This window comes from Pseudomonas sp. (assembly GCF_051660785.1).
Classification (GTDB): domain Bacteria; phylum Pseudomonadota; class Gammaproteobacteria; order Pseudomonadales; family Pseudomonadaceae; genus Aquipseudomonas.
In genome coordinates this window covers 80884-96013 of record NZ_JBOFQE010000043.1, presented here as the reverse complement: position 1 = coordinate 96013, position 15130 = coordinate 80884, and the positions used below count along the sequence as shown (strand labels likewise).

The following is a 15130-nucleotide window of genomic DNA, read 5'->3' as shown; positions in this document are numbered from 1 at the left end:
AGTTCAGGAGTAATGCGATGAGTACCGACGACAAACGCGTTCGCGAATTTGCCTATCAAATCTGGGAGTCGGAAGGGAAGCCCGAAGGCCAGGAAGAGCGTCACTGGGAGATGGCTCGCAAGCTGGCTGAAGCGGAAGCCCTGGCGCCCAGCAAATCGCCAAAGGCCACTGGCAGCAAAACGGCGGGCACCAAATCCCCCGCCGCCAAAGCTGGCAATGGCAAGGTTGCGGAGGCAAAAGCCAAGGCCAAGCCTGCTGCGGCTTCCAAGGTGATTCCGCCAGGCGAAAAAGCGGCGGAGAAGAAGCCTAAAGCAGCGCGAAAACCGCCTGCGATCTGACGCTTCACTATCGCTTCCTGATTGACCTCGTGGCCAGCCCCCTGGCCACTGTGGGTGCGTTCGCCCGAAATAAAGAGCCATTGTGGGAGCGAACTGTGGCGAGCGGATTTATCCCCGTTCGGCTGCGAAGCAGTCGCCAATCCGTACAACTCAGCTGTTTGAACGGACGCTGGGGGCCGCTTCGCAGCCCAACGGGGATAAATCCCCTCACCACAGGTCGCTCCCACAGGGTTTTGTGGTGTTGCCATCATTTGTTACCCCTTTTTTGCAGGAGCATCTATGACCAGTCCAAAGAAAGCCGCGCCAGAACCTAACGCCGAGGCGTCGCGAATCCGTGAAGGCCTGCCCTTCCCGCTGGGCGCGACATGGGACGGTCTGGGGGTCAACTTTGCCTTGTTTTCCGCCAACGCCACCAAGGTCGAACTGTGCATCTTCGACGATGCCGGCGAGGTTGAACTCGAGCGGATCGAACTGCCGGAATACACCGACGAGATCTACCACGGCTACTTGCCCGACGCCCATCCGGGGCTGATCTACGGCTACCGTGTCTACGGTGCGTACGACCCGGCCAACGGCCATCGCTTCAACCACAACAAACTGCTGATCGACCCCTATGCCAAGCAATTGGTCGGCGAGTTGAAATGGTCTGAAGCGCTGTTCGGCTACACCATCGGCCACCCGGACGCCGACCTGAGTTTCGATGAACGCGACAGCGCGCCTTTCGTGCCCAAGTGCAAAGTCATCGACCCGGCTCACACCTGGGGCCACGATCACCGGGTCAGCGTGCCGTGGGACAAGACGATCATTTATGAGACTCATGTACGCGGCATCAGCATGCGTCACCCTTCCGTTCCCGAGAATCTGCGTGGCACCTTCGGCGGGTTGATGGTCGATGACGTGCTGGAACACATTCGCAAACTCGGCGTGTCGTCGGTGGAGTTGCTGCCGATCCACGCCTTCGTCAACGACCAGCACCTGCTGCACAAGGGCATGACCAATTACTGGGGCTACAACAGCATCGCGTTCTTCGCCCCGGACCCGCGCTACCTGGCCAGCGGCAAGATCGCCGAGTTCAAGGAGATGGTCGCGCACCTGCACGAAGCCAATCTGGAAGTGATCCTCGACGTGGTCTACAACCACACCGCCGAGGGCAACGAGCAAGGCCCGACCCTGTCCATGCGCGGCATCGACAACGCCTCGTATTACCGCTTGATGCCCGATGACAAGCGCTACTACATCAACGATTCCGGCACCGGCAACACCCTCGACCTGAGTCACCCGTGCGTGCTGCAAATGGTCACCGACTCCTTGCGCTACTGGGCCACGGAAATGCATGTGGACGGTTTCCGTTTCGACCTGGCGACGATTCTCGGCCGCTACCACGAGGGCTTCGACGAACGTCACAGCTTCCTCGTCGCCTGTCGTCAGGACCCTGTGCTGCGCCAGGTGAAAATGATCGCCGAGCCATGGGATTGCGGCCCTGGTGGTTATCAGGTCGGTGGTTTCCCGCCGGGCTGGGTCGAGTGGAACGACAAATTCCGCGACACCGTGCGTGCGTTCTGGAAAGGCGATGACGGCCAACTGGCGGACTTCGCCAGCCGCATGACTGCGTCCGGCGAGATGTTCAATCAGCGCGGCCGACGTCCGTATGCCTCGTTGAATTTCATCACGGCGCATGACGGATTCACCCTCAATGACCTGGTGTCGTACAACGACAAGCACAACGAAGCCAACGACGAGAACAATCAGGACGGCAGTAACAACAACCTGTCCTGGAACCACGGCGTCGAAGGCCCGACCGACGATCCGGAAATCAATGAACTGCGTCAGCGGCAAATGCGCAACTTCTTCGCCACGCTCCTGCTGTCCCAGGGCACACCAATGCTGGTGGCCGGCGACGAGTTCGCCCGTACCCAGGACGGCAATAACAACGCCTATTGCCAGGACAGCGAGATCGGCTGGGTCAACTGGGACCTGAGCGAAGACGGCAAGGCGCTGCTCAAGTTCGTCAAACGCCTGATCAAGTTGCGCCTGGCTTATCCGATCCTGCGTCGCGGACGCTTCCTGGTGGGCAATTACAACGAAGACATCGGCGTCAAGGACGTGACCTGGCTCGCCCCGGACGGCAGCGAAATGTCCACCGAACAATGGGAAGAGGCCCATGGCCGCTGCCTTGGCATGCTGCTCGATGGTCGCGCCCAGGAAACCGGTATCCGCCGCAAGGGTGGTGACGCGACCCTGTTGCTGGTGGTCAACGCGCACCATGACATCGTCAACTTCACCTTGCCGGAAGTGCCTGATGGCTTTCACTGGACGTGCATGATCGACACCAATCAGCCGAAGATTCGCGGGCAGGAGCTTTTCGAGTTCGGTCACGAATATTCCGTCACCGGGCGCTCCCTGCTGCTGTTCGAATTGCAGCATGAGGAAGAAGAGTGAAATGGACCTTCAGGCGTTTCTCTCCCGCCAGTCACCGGACTACGCCGACACTCAGGCGCTAGGCCGGTGCCTGCGGGCGCTGGTGGAGGCTGGACTCGATCAGCTTCCGCTGCCGGGCAGCGGCCAGACGCTGGAGCGATTCCAGCGGCTGGCCGAGGTCGGTGGCCATGACCTCGGGTTATGCAAGTTATACGAAGGCCATACCGATGCGCTGGCGATCATCCAGCAACTCGGTGGCTCGCCAACCCCGGGCAGCACGTGGGGCATGTGGGCGGCCGAACCGCCACAAGCGCGGGTGCGCGTGCGTGCGCAGGGGCATATGGTCGCGCTGGACGGACGCAAAGCCTGGTGCTCGGGCGCGGCGGTGTTGAGTCATGCGTTGCTGACGGCATGGGATGATCACGACCGCCAGCAATTGGTCGCGGTGGCCCTGGATCAACCCGGCGTGACCGTTACCGATCAGGGTTGGCAAGCGGTCGGCATGGGTGCCACCGGTAGCGTCGAGGTGCTGTTCGAAGGCGCCGAAGCACAAGCCATCGGCCACCCCGGCGACTACCTGCAACGCCCCGGTTTCTGGCAAGGCGGCATCGGCATTGCCGCCTGCTGGTACGGCGCGGCACAGAGCATCGCCGAACGCTTGCGCGCCCATTGCGCCCAACGTGAAGAACCCCATGCCCTCGCCCATCTGGGCGCCGTCGACAGTGCGCTGCACGCCGCTGCCGATGTGTTGCGGGTCAGCGCATTGATGATCGACACCGCACCGCTGGACGACGCCGAACTGCTGGCCCGGCGCGCCCGGGCGGTGGTGGAACACGCCGCTGAACAGGTTATGTTGCACGTCGGTCACGCCCTCGGCGCGGGTCCCTATTGCAAGGATCGCCAGTTCGCCCGACTGATCGCCGACCTGCCGGTTTTCCTGCGCCAAAGCCACGCTGAGCGGGATCTTGCCGCGCTCGGCAAACACGTCATCAACGGAACATGGATGTTATGAAAACCAACCCCATCGTCGGTCAGGGCACGCCCCTCCATGTGTGGCAGACCTCCAGTCACCTGGCGCAACTGCCGGCAATCGACATTCTTGACCTGGTACCACAAGGCGCCCGCGCGGTGATCATTGCCCCGCACCCGGACGACGAAGTGCTGGGCTGCGGCGGTTTTCTGCAATTGCTCGCCGCCGCCGGCCGCCCCTTGCAACTGATCTCCGTCACCGATGGCAGCGCCAGCCACCCCGGCTCCGAGCGCTGGCCCGTGGAGCGCTTGAGCGCAGTCCGGCCTCAGGAATCGGTCGAAGCCTTGCGTCGTCTCGGCCTGCCGCTGCACAGCCTGAAGTGGCTGCGCGGCGGTTTTCAGGACAGCCAGGTCGCGGATCGAGAAATCGAATTGAGCGAATTCATCGAGCGTCATTTGCGCCCAACCGACGTGGTGTTCACCACGTGGCGCGAAGACGGCCATTGCGATCACGAAGCCGTGGGCCGGGCCAGCGCCGCCGCCGCGAAACGCGCGGGTGCGACCGTGCATGAACTGCCCGTGTGGACCTGGCACTGGGCAGCGCCCGAAGACAGTCTGGTTCCGTGGCACCGCGCACGAAAGATCCTCCTGACCCCGCCTCTGGTGGCGCGCAAACGCCACGCGATCCACGCCTTTGCCAGTCAGTTGGAAGGTGATCCGCACATCGGCTTGCCGCCGGTGCTGGCACCCTATGTGCTGGAACGACTGCTGCAACCGTTCGAAGTGGTGTTTCTATGAGCGTCGAGGACCGCTATTTCGACGGCATGTTTGCCGGTAATGATGATCCCTGGTCCTTTCGCCAGCGTTGGTATGAACAGCGCAAACGCGCGATCACCCTCGCCGCTCTGCCCCGCCCGCATTACCGGTCGATCTTCGAGCCCGGCTGTGCCAACGGCGAGTTGAGCTTTGAGCTGGCCAGCCGTTGCGATCGCCTCCTGTGTTGCGACACCGCTGCCGCTGCCGTCACGCTGGCCCGCACCCGTCTCGGTCCGTTCGACCACGCCGAAGTCCGCCAGAGCCGCTTGCCTGCCGATTGGCCGGAGGAAAAATTCGACCTGATCGTGCTCAGCGAGATCGGCTATTACCTCGACGCCGACGACTTGAAACGCCTGATCGAACAGGCCGGACAATCGCTGACCGCCGACGGCCAGCTCCTGGCCTGCCACTGGCGACCACCCATCGACGGTTGCCCGTTGAATGCCCGGCAAGTCCATGACTCGCTCCACGAACATTTGCATTTGCCGCGCCTGGTCCTGCATCAGGAAGCGGATTTCCTGCTGGAACTCTGGAGTCGTGAGCCACGCTCCGTGGCGGCTCTGGAGGGCTTGCGATGATTGGCATTCTGATCCCCGCGCATAACGAAGAAGACTTGCTCGCAGATTGCCTTGAGGCAGCCCTGCTCGCCGCGCAACACGAAATGCTGGGTGGTGAAACCGTCGAGGTACTGGTGGTGCTCGACAGTTGCACCGACCGGTCCCTGGAGATCGTCAGCACCTACCCGGTCCACAGTTTGCAGATCGAGGCGCGTAACGTCGGCCAGGCCCGCGCCGCCGGTGCACGGTTTCTGCTGGATCGCGGGGTGCGCTGGATTTCCTGTTCCGATGCCGACAGCCGGGTGGCGCAGGATTGGCTGGTGGCGCAACTGGCTCTCGACGTAGACGCCGTGTGCGGCACGGTCACGGTGGATGCGTGGCACGAGTCGTTCGATGAATCGGCACAGATTCGCTATCACCAGCATTATCAGGCCCGCGACGGCCATCGGCACATTCATGGTGCCAATCTGGGCATCAGTGCCGACGCTTATCAACGGGCCGGAGGTTTTGAACCGCTGGCCTGTGACGAGGATGTGCAACTGGTGCGACAACTTGAACGTTGTGGCGCAAACATCGCCTGGAGTCATCGCCCGCAAGTGCTGACCAGTGCTCGGCTGGACAGTCGGGCGCGTGGTGGTTTCGGCGATTATTTGCGAGACCTGACACAGGTTGGGTAAAAAAAACCGTCGCAGATGACACGATCACGCGACGAATAGTCAGACTTGAGCAATACTCTGCTCGCGGCAATCCAGGGTACGGAGCGCTGCACATTGCTATCAAACTAAACAAGGACGTAGCCCGATGAAATCCGTTTCCATCATCGAAGGCAGCCCATCCGCGCAGATCTGGAACAGCGCCCGGCAGCTGGACAACATCCCCGTCATCAACACCGAGACCCTGGTCCCCGCCGGCGCACGCGCCGTGGTGATCGCGCCGCATCCCGGCGATGAAGTGGTCACCTGCGGCGGTTTGCTGCAGCTGCTGTCCACCCTCGGTCATCCCCTGCAAATCATCTCGATCACCGATGGCAGCGCCAGCCATCCGGGCTCGCAACAATGGTCAGAGAAGCGTCTGAGTGTGTTTCGCGGCCAGGAAAGCGTCGAAGCCTTGCGCCGGCTAGGATTGCCGATGCACAGCCTGAAGTGGATTCGCGGCGGCTTCACCGACAACGCCCTGGTCGAGCGTGAGGCGCAACTGACCCAATTCATCGCCCGTTATCTGCGCCCCGGCGACGTGGTGTTCAGCACCTGGCGCGAAGACGGCACCAGCGATCATGATGCCGTCGGCCGCGCCAGCGCCAATGCGGCAAGCATGGTCGGGGCAACGTTCAACGAATCACCGGTCTGGGCCTGGCACTGGCCGACACGGGATCAAGGACTGTTTCCCTGGCATCGTGCACGCAAATTGCGCCTCGACACCTGGACCGTCGCCCGTAAAAGCCACGCCACCCACGCCTACGCCAGCCAGCTCGACGGCGAACCGGCCATCGGCATCGCACCGCTGCTGCCCCGGGTGATTCTGGAGCGTATGCGGTTGCCGTACGAAGTCGTTTTCGTCTGACTGCCCACTCCCTGTAGCAGCTGTGGAGCCTGCCTTGTGGCGAGGGGATTTAGCGAAACGTCGCACCGCCCCGTTGGGCTGCGAAGCGGCCCCCAGCATTCCGCCCTTCATACCGCACTTGCAGAATTCACGACTGCTTCGCAGCCGAACGGGGCGGTGTGACGTTTCGCTAAATCCCCTCGCCACAAGGCAAGCTCGACAGCTGCTACATTTTATGTGGGAAGGCTACTGGCGACGAATCACTCTGAACTGCCCGCCGCTGAATCAGTCGCATAACTAAGCAGCCCAGATTCAGAGGAGTGAACGTGACCAGCGATTCCGAGCAGCGAGCCGTCGAATCAGTGCCGTTGAACGCGCCCACGGCGATTCATCGATTGCGGGTGCTGACGGTCAACACCCACAAGGGGTTTACCGCCCTCAACCGGCGTTTCATCCTTCCGGAGCTGCGTGAAGCGGTACGCAGTACCTCGGCCGATCTCGTCTTCCTGCAAGAAGTGGTCGGTGAGCACGATCGGCACTCTTCCCGTTACAACGATTGGCCACAGACCTCGCAATACGAGTTCCTGGCCGACAGTATGTGGAGCGATTTCGCCTACGGTCGCAACGCCGTTTACCCCGACGGCCACCACGGCAACGCCCTGTTGTCGAAATACCCGATTCGCGAACACCGCAATCTCGACGTCTCCATCACCGGCCCCGAACGGCGTGGTTTGCTGCATTGCATACTGGACGTGCCGGGGCACGCAGAAGTCCACGCGATCTGCGTGCATCTAAGCCTGCTGGAAAGTCATCGCCAGTTGCAGCTGCAGCTGCTCTGCCAACTGCTCGAATCCCTGCCCGACGATGCGCCGGTGATCATCGCGGGGGACTTCAACGACTGGCAGCTGCAGGGCAACGCCGCTCTCGCCCGTCGCGATTACCTGCACGAAGCTTTCGAGCGCCACAACGGCCGCCCGGCGAAAACCTACCCGGCGCGCTTCCCGCTGCTGCGCCTGGACCGGGTCTACCTGCGCAACGCCAGCAGCCACAACCCGCGCATTCTCGGCAACAAACCCTGGACGCATCTGTCGGACCATTTACCGTTGGCCGTCGAAGTGCATCTCTAAGCGGTCAGCGACCGTGGCGATAACGGCTGGCGCCGGGACTGTCGGGTCATTTTGCGTTCATTTCCGTGCCGCAATACTGACAGAATCGAGACCCCGCTTGCGCTCGACACTCTGCCTTGACCTTCGCCTTAGCTGACCGTTAGCCCGCTATCCAAAGGCTCTGGCACGTGGGGTTTTTGACGATTTTTCGAACAAACAAGAACTTAGATGCGCGGCAAAAATCAGTCACTTGCGAGCACTGAAATAACGATACCACTTATCGGCCATTTTCTTGACGCGATGTCAAGGGTCTTCTTAGCTACACGTTACTACCCCCGGAAATATCACCAGGGGCAAACCCCCAAGACACCCGCGAAATCGGGCGGCCAGCGGCTTGCCTCAATCCATTCGGTCGCCCCTCATTCGGGGTAGGAGAGACGCCAAAGCGAGATACGGCATGCGATTGCAAGGTAGACCCCCATGAAAACTTCATTCACCCAACAAGAGATCAAAGTTACCTTTTGCACTGTCTCGAGTTCGCTGTTGCTGTGTTCGTCCATGGAGGTGCAGGCAGGCCCCGCAGAGGATGAAACCGCCCCCTGGTATCGCCAGGATATTCCGGCAATGACCTTGCCCACGATCAACATCACCGCCCCCTACCCCGGCTACTTCAGCGCTGCTTCCGATACACGAAGTTCACGCCTGACCATCGAAGACGCCGCGCCTTCGACCTGGGATCAACTGTACGGGCAGGCTTCGCGACAAGCGCAGACCGATGTGATGACGCAGGGTTATGCCAGCCCTGGCAATTCCGAATTCAAAGGCCCGGCGATCCTGACCCTGCAAAGCGGTAGCGGCCATACCCAGCGGGTTGGACTGATCGGCGGGACGACTCAGATACAAGGCAACAGCACCGGGCTGCTGACCAGTCGCGCCCTCGCCGATCCGGCCACTGACACCCTCAACCTTCAAGGCGAGAGCCTCGGCGCCTACTGGAGCCTGACCGGGCCCCAAGGCTGGCACGTGGATTTGTCGGCCAGCGGCGGCCGGGTCAACGGTTTCAGCCGTAACGACCAGGGCGCGCGGATGGCGACCGAAGGCAGTGCGGTGACGTTGTCGGTGGAAGGTGGTTTTCCGATTGGCGTGAGCGAGAACTGGGTGGTTGAACCGCAAGCGCAGTTGATTAATCAACGCATCACCCTGGATACGCCTTATGCCGGTTCAGGCAATGCGTCGTCCAGCGACCTGACGTCCTGGAGCGGTCGCGTCGGCGCACGGTTGAAAGGTAGTTACGACATCAATGGCCTGGGGGTCGAACCCTATGTGCGGACCAACTTGTGGCACACCGTGTACACCGGCAATACCGTGACCCTCGATCAGGTCGACAAGATCAGCAGCAGTCGTAATTCATCGACGGTCGAAGTGGGGTTGGGGCTGGTGGCCAGAGTCACGCCCGCGGTGAGTTTCTACGTCAGTGCCGATTACAGCAGTGATGTGGATGACAATGATTTGAACGGGTTGATCGGGAGCCTAGGTGTGCGGATGCGGTGGTGAGGGCAAAATTCAAGAAATGCATTGTTTGAGCTGACACCATCGCGAGCAGGCTCGCTCCCACATTGGTTTTGTGTACGACATAAATCCAATGTGGGAGCGAGCCTGCTCGCGATGGGAGCGACTCGGTTCTAAATCAACCCTCAGGACTCAGGATCAACACCGCCAGCGGTGGCAGGTTCAACACCAGCGAAAGCGCCTGCCCATGGCTCGGCTCTTCTTCGGTAAACGCCCCGCCACTGTTGCCGTAGTTGGACCCGGCATACATCGCGGCGTCGCTGTTGATCGTCTCGCTCCAGCGCCCGGCGAACGGTACGCCAATGCGATAGGCCTCACGGGGCACCGGCGTGAAGTTCGCCACCACCAACACCGGCCGCCCTTCCTTGCTCCAGCGCAAGAACGCGTAGACGCTGTTGATCGCATCATCGCCGATCAACCACTGGAAGCCTTGCGGCGCGTCGTCCTGGTCATGCATCGCCGGCTCTTCGCGGTACAGCCGGTTGAGGTCGCCAACCAGTTTCTGCACACCCTTGTGTTCCGAGTATTGCAGCAGGTACCAGTCCAGTTGCTGATCGTGATTCCACTCGCGCCACTGGCCGAATTCGCAGCCCATGAACAACAGTTTTTTGCCCGGATGCGCCCACATGAAGCTCAAATAGGCCCGCAGGTTGGCAAATTTCTGCCAACGATCGCCCGGCATCTTGTCGATCAGCGAGTGCTTGCCGTGCACCACTTCATCATGGGAAATCGGCAGGATGAATCGCTCGGACCAGGCATACACCAGGCCGAAACTCAGCTCGTTGTGGTGATGCGCGCGGTACACCGGGTCCTGCTGAATGTAATGCAGCGAATCGTGCATCCAGCCCATGTTCCACTTGTAGTCGAAACCCAGTCCGCCCTGTTGCGTGCCTTGGCTGACCCCCGGCCACGCCGTGGATTCCTCGGCAATCACCAGCGCACCCGGCGCCTCCAAGTCAACCACGTCGTTGAGGTGGCGCAGGAAGTCGATGGCTTCCAGGTTCTCGCGTCCGCCGTGGCGGTTTGGCACCCATTCGCCGGCCTTGCGCGAGTAATCGCGATAAAGCATCGACGCCACGGCATCGACCCGCAGGCCATCGACGTGGAAATGCTTGAGCCAGTGCAGCGCTGAAGCGAGCATGTAGCCGTGCACCTCGGTGCGGCCCAGGTTGTAGATCAGCGTGTCCCAGTCCTGATGAAACCCTTCCTGCGGATTGCCGTATTCGTACAACGCAGTGCCATCGAATTGCGCTAGGCCGTGGGTATCGGTAGGGAAATGCGCTGGCACCCAATCGAGGATCACGCCGATTTCCGCCTGGTGACAGGCGTTGACGAAGGCTGCGAAATCTTCCGGCGAACCGTAACGGGCGCTCGGGGCGAATTGCGACAGCAGCTGATAACCCCAGGAACCGCCGAACGGGTGCTCCATGATCGGCATCAGTTCGATGTGGGTGAACCCCAGCTCTTTGACATACGGAATCAACCGCTCGGCCAGTTCGTGCCAGGTGTACTGGCGCGCCACTTCACCCAGATCGTCCAGCTCACACTGCCACGAACCGGCGTGCAATTCATAGATCGACAGCGGCGCGCTGCGCAGATGCCGGTCGGCACGGGATTCCATCCAGCCCTGATCCTGCCAATCGATGTTCAGCGGTGCAGCGACTTTGGATGCAGTGTCCGGCGGCAACGAGGTGGCCAGGGCCATCGGGTCGGCCTTGAGCGGCAGAATGCCGTGGGCGCCAAGGATTTCGTATTTATAGGTTTCGCCTGCCTGCAGGCGCGGGATGAATACTTCCCAGACACCGGTCGGATGGCGCAAGCGCATCGGGTGCCGACGACCGTCCCAATTGTTGAAGTCGCCCACGACCGACACCCGTTTGGCGTTCGGCGCCCACACAGCGAACCGCACGCCGTCGACACCGTCGACCGACTTCAGCTGCGCACCGAGGCAGGCGCTGAGGTCGCGATGATTGCCCTCGGCGAACAGGTACAAGTCCATTTCGCCGAGCAACGGGCCAAAGCTGTAAGGGTCTTCAGACACCTGTTCGCCGCCGGCCCAGCGGGTGCGCAGCAGATAGGGCTGCGCCCGATCAAAATGGCCGACAAACAGCCCCGGCGTCTGGGTCGCCTCAAGATTGCCGAGCTCTTCCCCGGAGTCCCTGGCCAGCACCTGCACGCTCAATGCGTCCGGCAGATAAGCCCGAATGAATTGCCCACCGGCACCATCGCCGTGGGGGCCGAGGATTGCAAAAGGGTCGTGGTGTTCGGCGCGAACCAGCGCGTCGATGTCCCGCGATCCGGGCAGCAACGCCTCTTTAGCGTGACCCTGTTCCTTGTTCGAGAAACTCATGACTACTCTCCACCAAGATCGGAAAAGGGTTTAAGCCCACTCAATAATCCATACAAACCATGCAACGGCACCGGCAACCACGTGGGGCGATTTTCAGCCTCATACGCCACCTCGTAGGCCGCTTTCTCCAGACCGAACAACGCCAGCGCGGCGTCCTCGCCTTCCGGATCTTGCCACGCATGAGCAAGACTAGCTGCCGCCAGCCGATAAGCGTCGACAAATGCCCTTTTTGCTTCATTCAGATAACGGTCGGCTACCCGTTGCCGTGCCGCTTGGGCATCGGCGGTGTTGTCTACGTTGTGTACGTTGATCGCCATCGCCGCGGCGTAATCGAAGGAACGCAACACGCCGCTGACATCTTTGTACGGGCTGTGCTTGCCGCGTCGCTCACTCAGCGGACGTGCCGGCTCACCTTCGAAGTCGATCAGGTAAGCATCACCCTTGATCACCAGCACCTGCCCCAGGTGCAAGTCGCCGTGTACGCGAATGCGCAAACCACCGACGGCTTTTTTGCCCAAGTCCTGGACGTGGCTGAGGATCGCTTTTTTGTTGTCCAGTAAACGAGTGACCAGCGCTTTGTCTGCCGGGTTCAGTTCGTTTTGATGCTGTTTGAGCAGCTTGAGTGCGTGCTCCAGTTGCGCAGCGACGTCCTTGGCCGAGGCCAGTGCGTCTTTCTGAGTGGTGACCTGCGGGGCGAAGTCCGGGTCATCGGTCGAGGCCGCCAGCACCTGGTGCATTTCACCCAGCCGCTGGCCGAGCATGCCGGCAAAGTCTTTCAGTTCACCCAGCGCGTTGTAGTGCTGTTCCTGCTCGGACATGGCGTCAGCCAATTCGTCGCGCAGTGCCCGTTCGAGGTTGTTCTGGGTCCATTCCCAGGCGTCGCCCTGATTGCTCAAATAGCCTTGAGCGATCATCAACAGATTGTCTTCGCCTTTTGCGTCGCGGCGAACCACCGAACCCAGCAGCGGCGATATGTTGCTGAAACCGGCGTTGGTCAGGTACGCGCTCATTTCCAGTTCCGGGTGCACGCCAGACGCAACCTTGCGGATCAGCTTCAGCACCAGGCTGCTGCCGATCACCACCGAACTGTTGGACTGTTCGGCGGACAGGTAGCGCACTTCCGATTCGGCCGTCAGGCCCAGTTTGACCAGCTCGGCGGTCGGCTCGAAACGAATTTCGCCACCGTCCGACGGCAACACAATGTTTTCCTGCATGCCTTGCAGCACCGTGCGGATGAAGTTTTCCAGGCTGAAGGCATCGGTGATCAAACCAACCTGTGGGCCACGTCGCACCCGGGACAGCGCCAGTTGCTGCGGCAGTGCCGGCCCGACATGATCATCGGCAATGAAGCCGAACGGCAGCTGGTAACGGCTGGTCTGGCCGCCGCTGGTGACTTCGATTTCACTCAAAAGCACCGGATGCTGCGCATCACCGAAGCGCACGCCGTACGCCAGGTTGACCTTTTCGATGGCCGCATCCTTGCCGGCAAACCAGCGGCGGTTTTGCAACCAGTTCGGCAGGATGCCCTGCTCCAGCGTCTCGCGGGACGGCGCTTCAAGCAGTTCTTCCATGCGTTTTTTCAACACCAGAGTGGTGAAGTCCGGCAGGCTTTGCGCCGGTTCTACGTGCCAGCTAGGCATTTGATTCTCCGCAGCGAGTCCGAACCAATAGAAGCCGTACGGCGCCAGTGTCAGAAGGAAATTCAACTGGCCGATGGGTGGGAAGGCGTTACCGCCGAGCATCTCCACCGGCACCATGCCGACGTAAGCGGACAAGTCCAGTTCCGCCGCTTGCGCACTGCGCGAAACGTTGGCGACACACAGGATGGTTTCGTATTTGCCATCCGGCCCGGTGTATTCGCGGGTGTAGGCCAGAATCCGCCGATTGCTCGGCGACAGCATTTTCAGCGTGCCACGACCGAAGGCCTTGGATTGCTTGCGCACGGCGAGCATGCGGCGGGTCCAGTTCAGCAGCGAATGAGGATCACCGGCCTGGGTTTCGACGTTGACCGACAGGTAACCGTATTGCGGGTCCATGATCGGTGGCAGCACCAGGCTCGCCGGGTCGGCGCGTGAGAAACCGCCGTTACGGTCGATTGACCACTGCATCGGCGTGCGCACGCCGTCGCGGTCGCCGAGGTAAATGTTGTCGCCCATGCCGATTTCATCGCCGTAATACATCGTCGGTGTGCCGGGCATCGACAGCAGCAAGCTGTTGAGCAGCTCCACGCGACGACGATCGCGCTCCATCAAGGGTGCGAGGCGGCGGCGAATGCCCAGGTTGATCCGCGCCCGACGGTCGGCCGCGTAGTAATTCCACAGGTAATCGCGCTCCTTGTCGGTGACCATTTCCAGGGTCAGCTCATCGTGGTTGCGCAGGAAAATCGCCCACTGACAGTTGGCCGGGATCTCCGGGGTCTGACGCAGGATGTCGGTGATCGGGAAGCGATCTTCCTGGGCTAGCGCCATGTACATGCGCGGCATCAACGGGAAGTGAAAAGCCATGTGGCATTCGTCGCCGTTGAGGCCTTTCTTGTCGGTGTCACCGAAATACAGCTGCGTGTCTTCCGGCCATTGATTGGCCTCGGCCAGCAGCATGCGGTCCGGGTAGTTGGCGTCGATCTCGGCACGGATCTGCTTGAGGACGTCGTGGGTCTCGGGCAGGTTTTCGTTGTTGGTGCCGTCACGCTCGATCAGGTACGGAATTGCGTCCAGCCGCAGGCCGTCGATGCCCATGTCGAGCCAGTAGCGCATCACCGACAGCACCGCTTTCATGACTTGCGGGTTGTCGAAGTTGAGGTCCGGCTGGTGCGAATAGAACCGGTGCCAGAAGTACTGGCCGGCGACCGGGTCCCAGGTCCAGTTGGACTTCTCGGTGTCGAGAAAGATGATGCGGGTGCCGTCGTATTTGTGGTCGTCATCGGACCATACGTAGAAGTCCCGCGCCGCTGAACCAGGCTTGGCTTTGCGCGCGCGCTGGAACCAGGCGTGCTGGTCGGAGGTGTGGTTGATGACCAGCTCGGTAATCACCCGCAGGCCGCGTTTGTGGGCCTCGGAGATAAAACGCTTGGCGTCGGCCATGGTGCCGTAATCGGGGTGGACGCCACGGTACTCGGCAATGTCGTAACCATCGTCGCGCCGGGGCGACGGATAGAAGGGCAAGAGCCAGATGGTGTTGACGCCGAGGTCGGCAATGTAATCGAGTTTGGCGATAAGACCGGGAAAGTCGCCGATCCCGTCATTGTTGGAGTCGAAAAAAGATTTGACGTGAACCTGGTAGATCACCGCGTCCTTGTACCAGAGCGGGTCCTTGATAAAGGTGGCTGCCTTGGGTTTCTTCGCCATTTGAAACTCCTGTTGAATTCGAAATAGCCACCACCGAGCCAGTCGCTTTGGAATGAGGCTTTGTGGCGAGGGGATTTATCCCCGTTCGGCTGCGAAGCAGTCGCATACTTTTGATCTGGCTGAT

11 protein-coding genes are annotated in these 15130 nt (G+C 61.0%); 9 read left to right on the top strand and 2 right to left on the bottom strand.

All coding sequences use genetic code 11. From position 1 onward, the window contains the following. Positions 1–17: 17 nt before the first annotated feature. From ACRC4F_RS10210 to ACRC4F_RS10170, 9 genes are all read left to right on the top strand, one after another. Entirely contained in the window at positions 18–338 is a 321-nt protein-coding gene (locus tag ACRC4F_RS10210) for a DUF2934 domain-containing protein (protein ID WP_438659201.1), read from the top strand. Positions 339–617: 279 nt separating this feature from the next. Beyond that, positions 618–2777, top strand: coding sequence for a glycogen debranching protein GlgX (gene glgX / locus ACRC4F_RS10205; RefSeq protein WP_438659200.1), 2160 nt, complete (start codon positions 618–620; stop codon positions 2775–2777). Between the two features lies 1 nt (position 2778). Next, the gene (locus ACRC4F_RS10200) at positions 2779–3768 is read left to right on the top strand and encodes an acyl-CoA dehydrogenase (protein WP_438659282.1); all 990 of its coding nucleotides are present in this window, start codon (positions 2779–2781) and stop codon (positions 3766–3768) included. Next, a complete protein-coding gene (locus tag ACRC4F_RS10195) occupies positions 3765–4523 on the top strand; it encodes a PIG-L deacetylase family protein (RefSeq protein ID WP_438659199.1) in 759 nt (252 codons plus the stop codon). The genes ACRC4F_RS10200 and ACRC4F_RS10195 overlap by 4 nt, the downstream gene beginning before the upstream one ends. After that, positions 4520–5119, top strand: a complete 600-nt coding sequence (locus ACRC4F_RS10190) for an SAM-dependent methyltransferase (protein WP_438659198.1) — start codon at positions 4520–4522, stop codon at positions 5117–5119. The genes ACRC4F_RS10195 and ACRC4F_RS10190 overlap by 4 nt, the downstream gene beginning before the upstream one ends. Continuing rightward, the gene (locus ACRC4F_RS10185; RefSeq protein ID WP_438659197.1) at positions 5116–5775 is read left to right on the top strand and encodes a glycosyltransferase; all 660 of its coding nucleotides are present in this window, start codon (positions 5116–5118) and stop codon (positions 5773–5775) included. Before ACRC4F_RS10190 ends, ACRC4F_RS10185 begins: the two co-directional genes overlap by 4 nt. Positions 5776–5899: 124 nt before the next feature. Then, complete coding sequence (locus tag ACRC4F_RS10180; RefSeq protein ID WP_438659196.1) at positions 5900–6658, top strand: PIG-L deacetylase family protein; 759 nt, start codon at positions 5900–5902, stop codon at positions 6656–6658. Positions 6659–6963: 305 nt separating this feature from the next. Beyond that, positions 6964–7764, top strand: a complete 801-nt coding sequence (locus ACRC4F_RS10175; protein ID WP_438659195.1) for an endonuclease/exonuclease/phosphatase family protein — start codon at positions 6964–6966, stop codon at positions 7762–7764. A 459-nt stretch (positions 7765–8223) separates the two neighbouring features. Next, on the top strand, positions 8224–9297 hold the full coding sequence (locus tag ACRC4F_RS10170; protein ID WP_438659194.1) for an autotransporter domain-containing protein: 1074 nt from the start codon (positions 8224–8226) through the stop codon (positions 9295–9297). 133 nt (positions 9298–9430) lie between these two features. Here ACRC4F_RS10170 and glgB read toward each other — a convergent pair whose 3' ends face one another. Together glgB and treS are read right to left on the bottom strand one after the other, a co-directional pair. After that, positions 9431–11662 (bottom strand): 1,4-alpha-glucan branching protein GlgB, encoded by a 2232-nt coding sequence (gene glgB / locus ACRC4F_RS10165; RefSeq protein WP_438659193.1) that lies wholly within the window; start codon positions 11660–11662, stop codon positions 9431–9433. A 2-nt stretch (positions 11663–11664) separates the two neighbouring features. Further along, entirely contained in the window at positions 11665–15006 is a 3342-nt protein-coding gene (gene treS, locus ACRC4F_RS10160; RefSeq protein WP_438659192.1) for a maltose alpha-D-glucosyltransferase, read from the bottom strand. Positions 15007–15130: the final 124 nt, after the last annotated feature.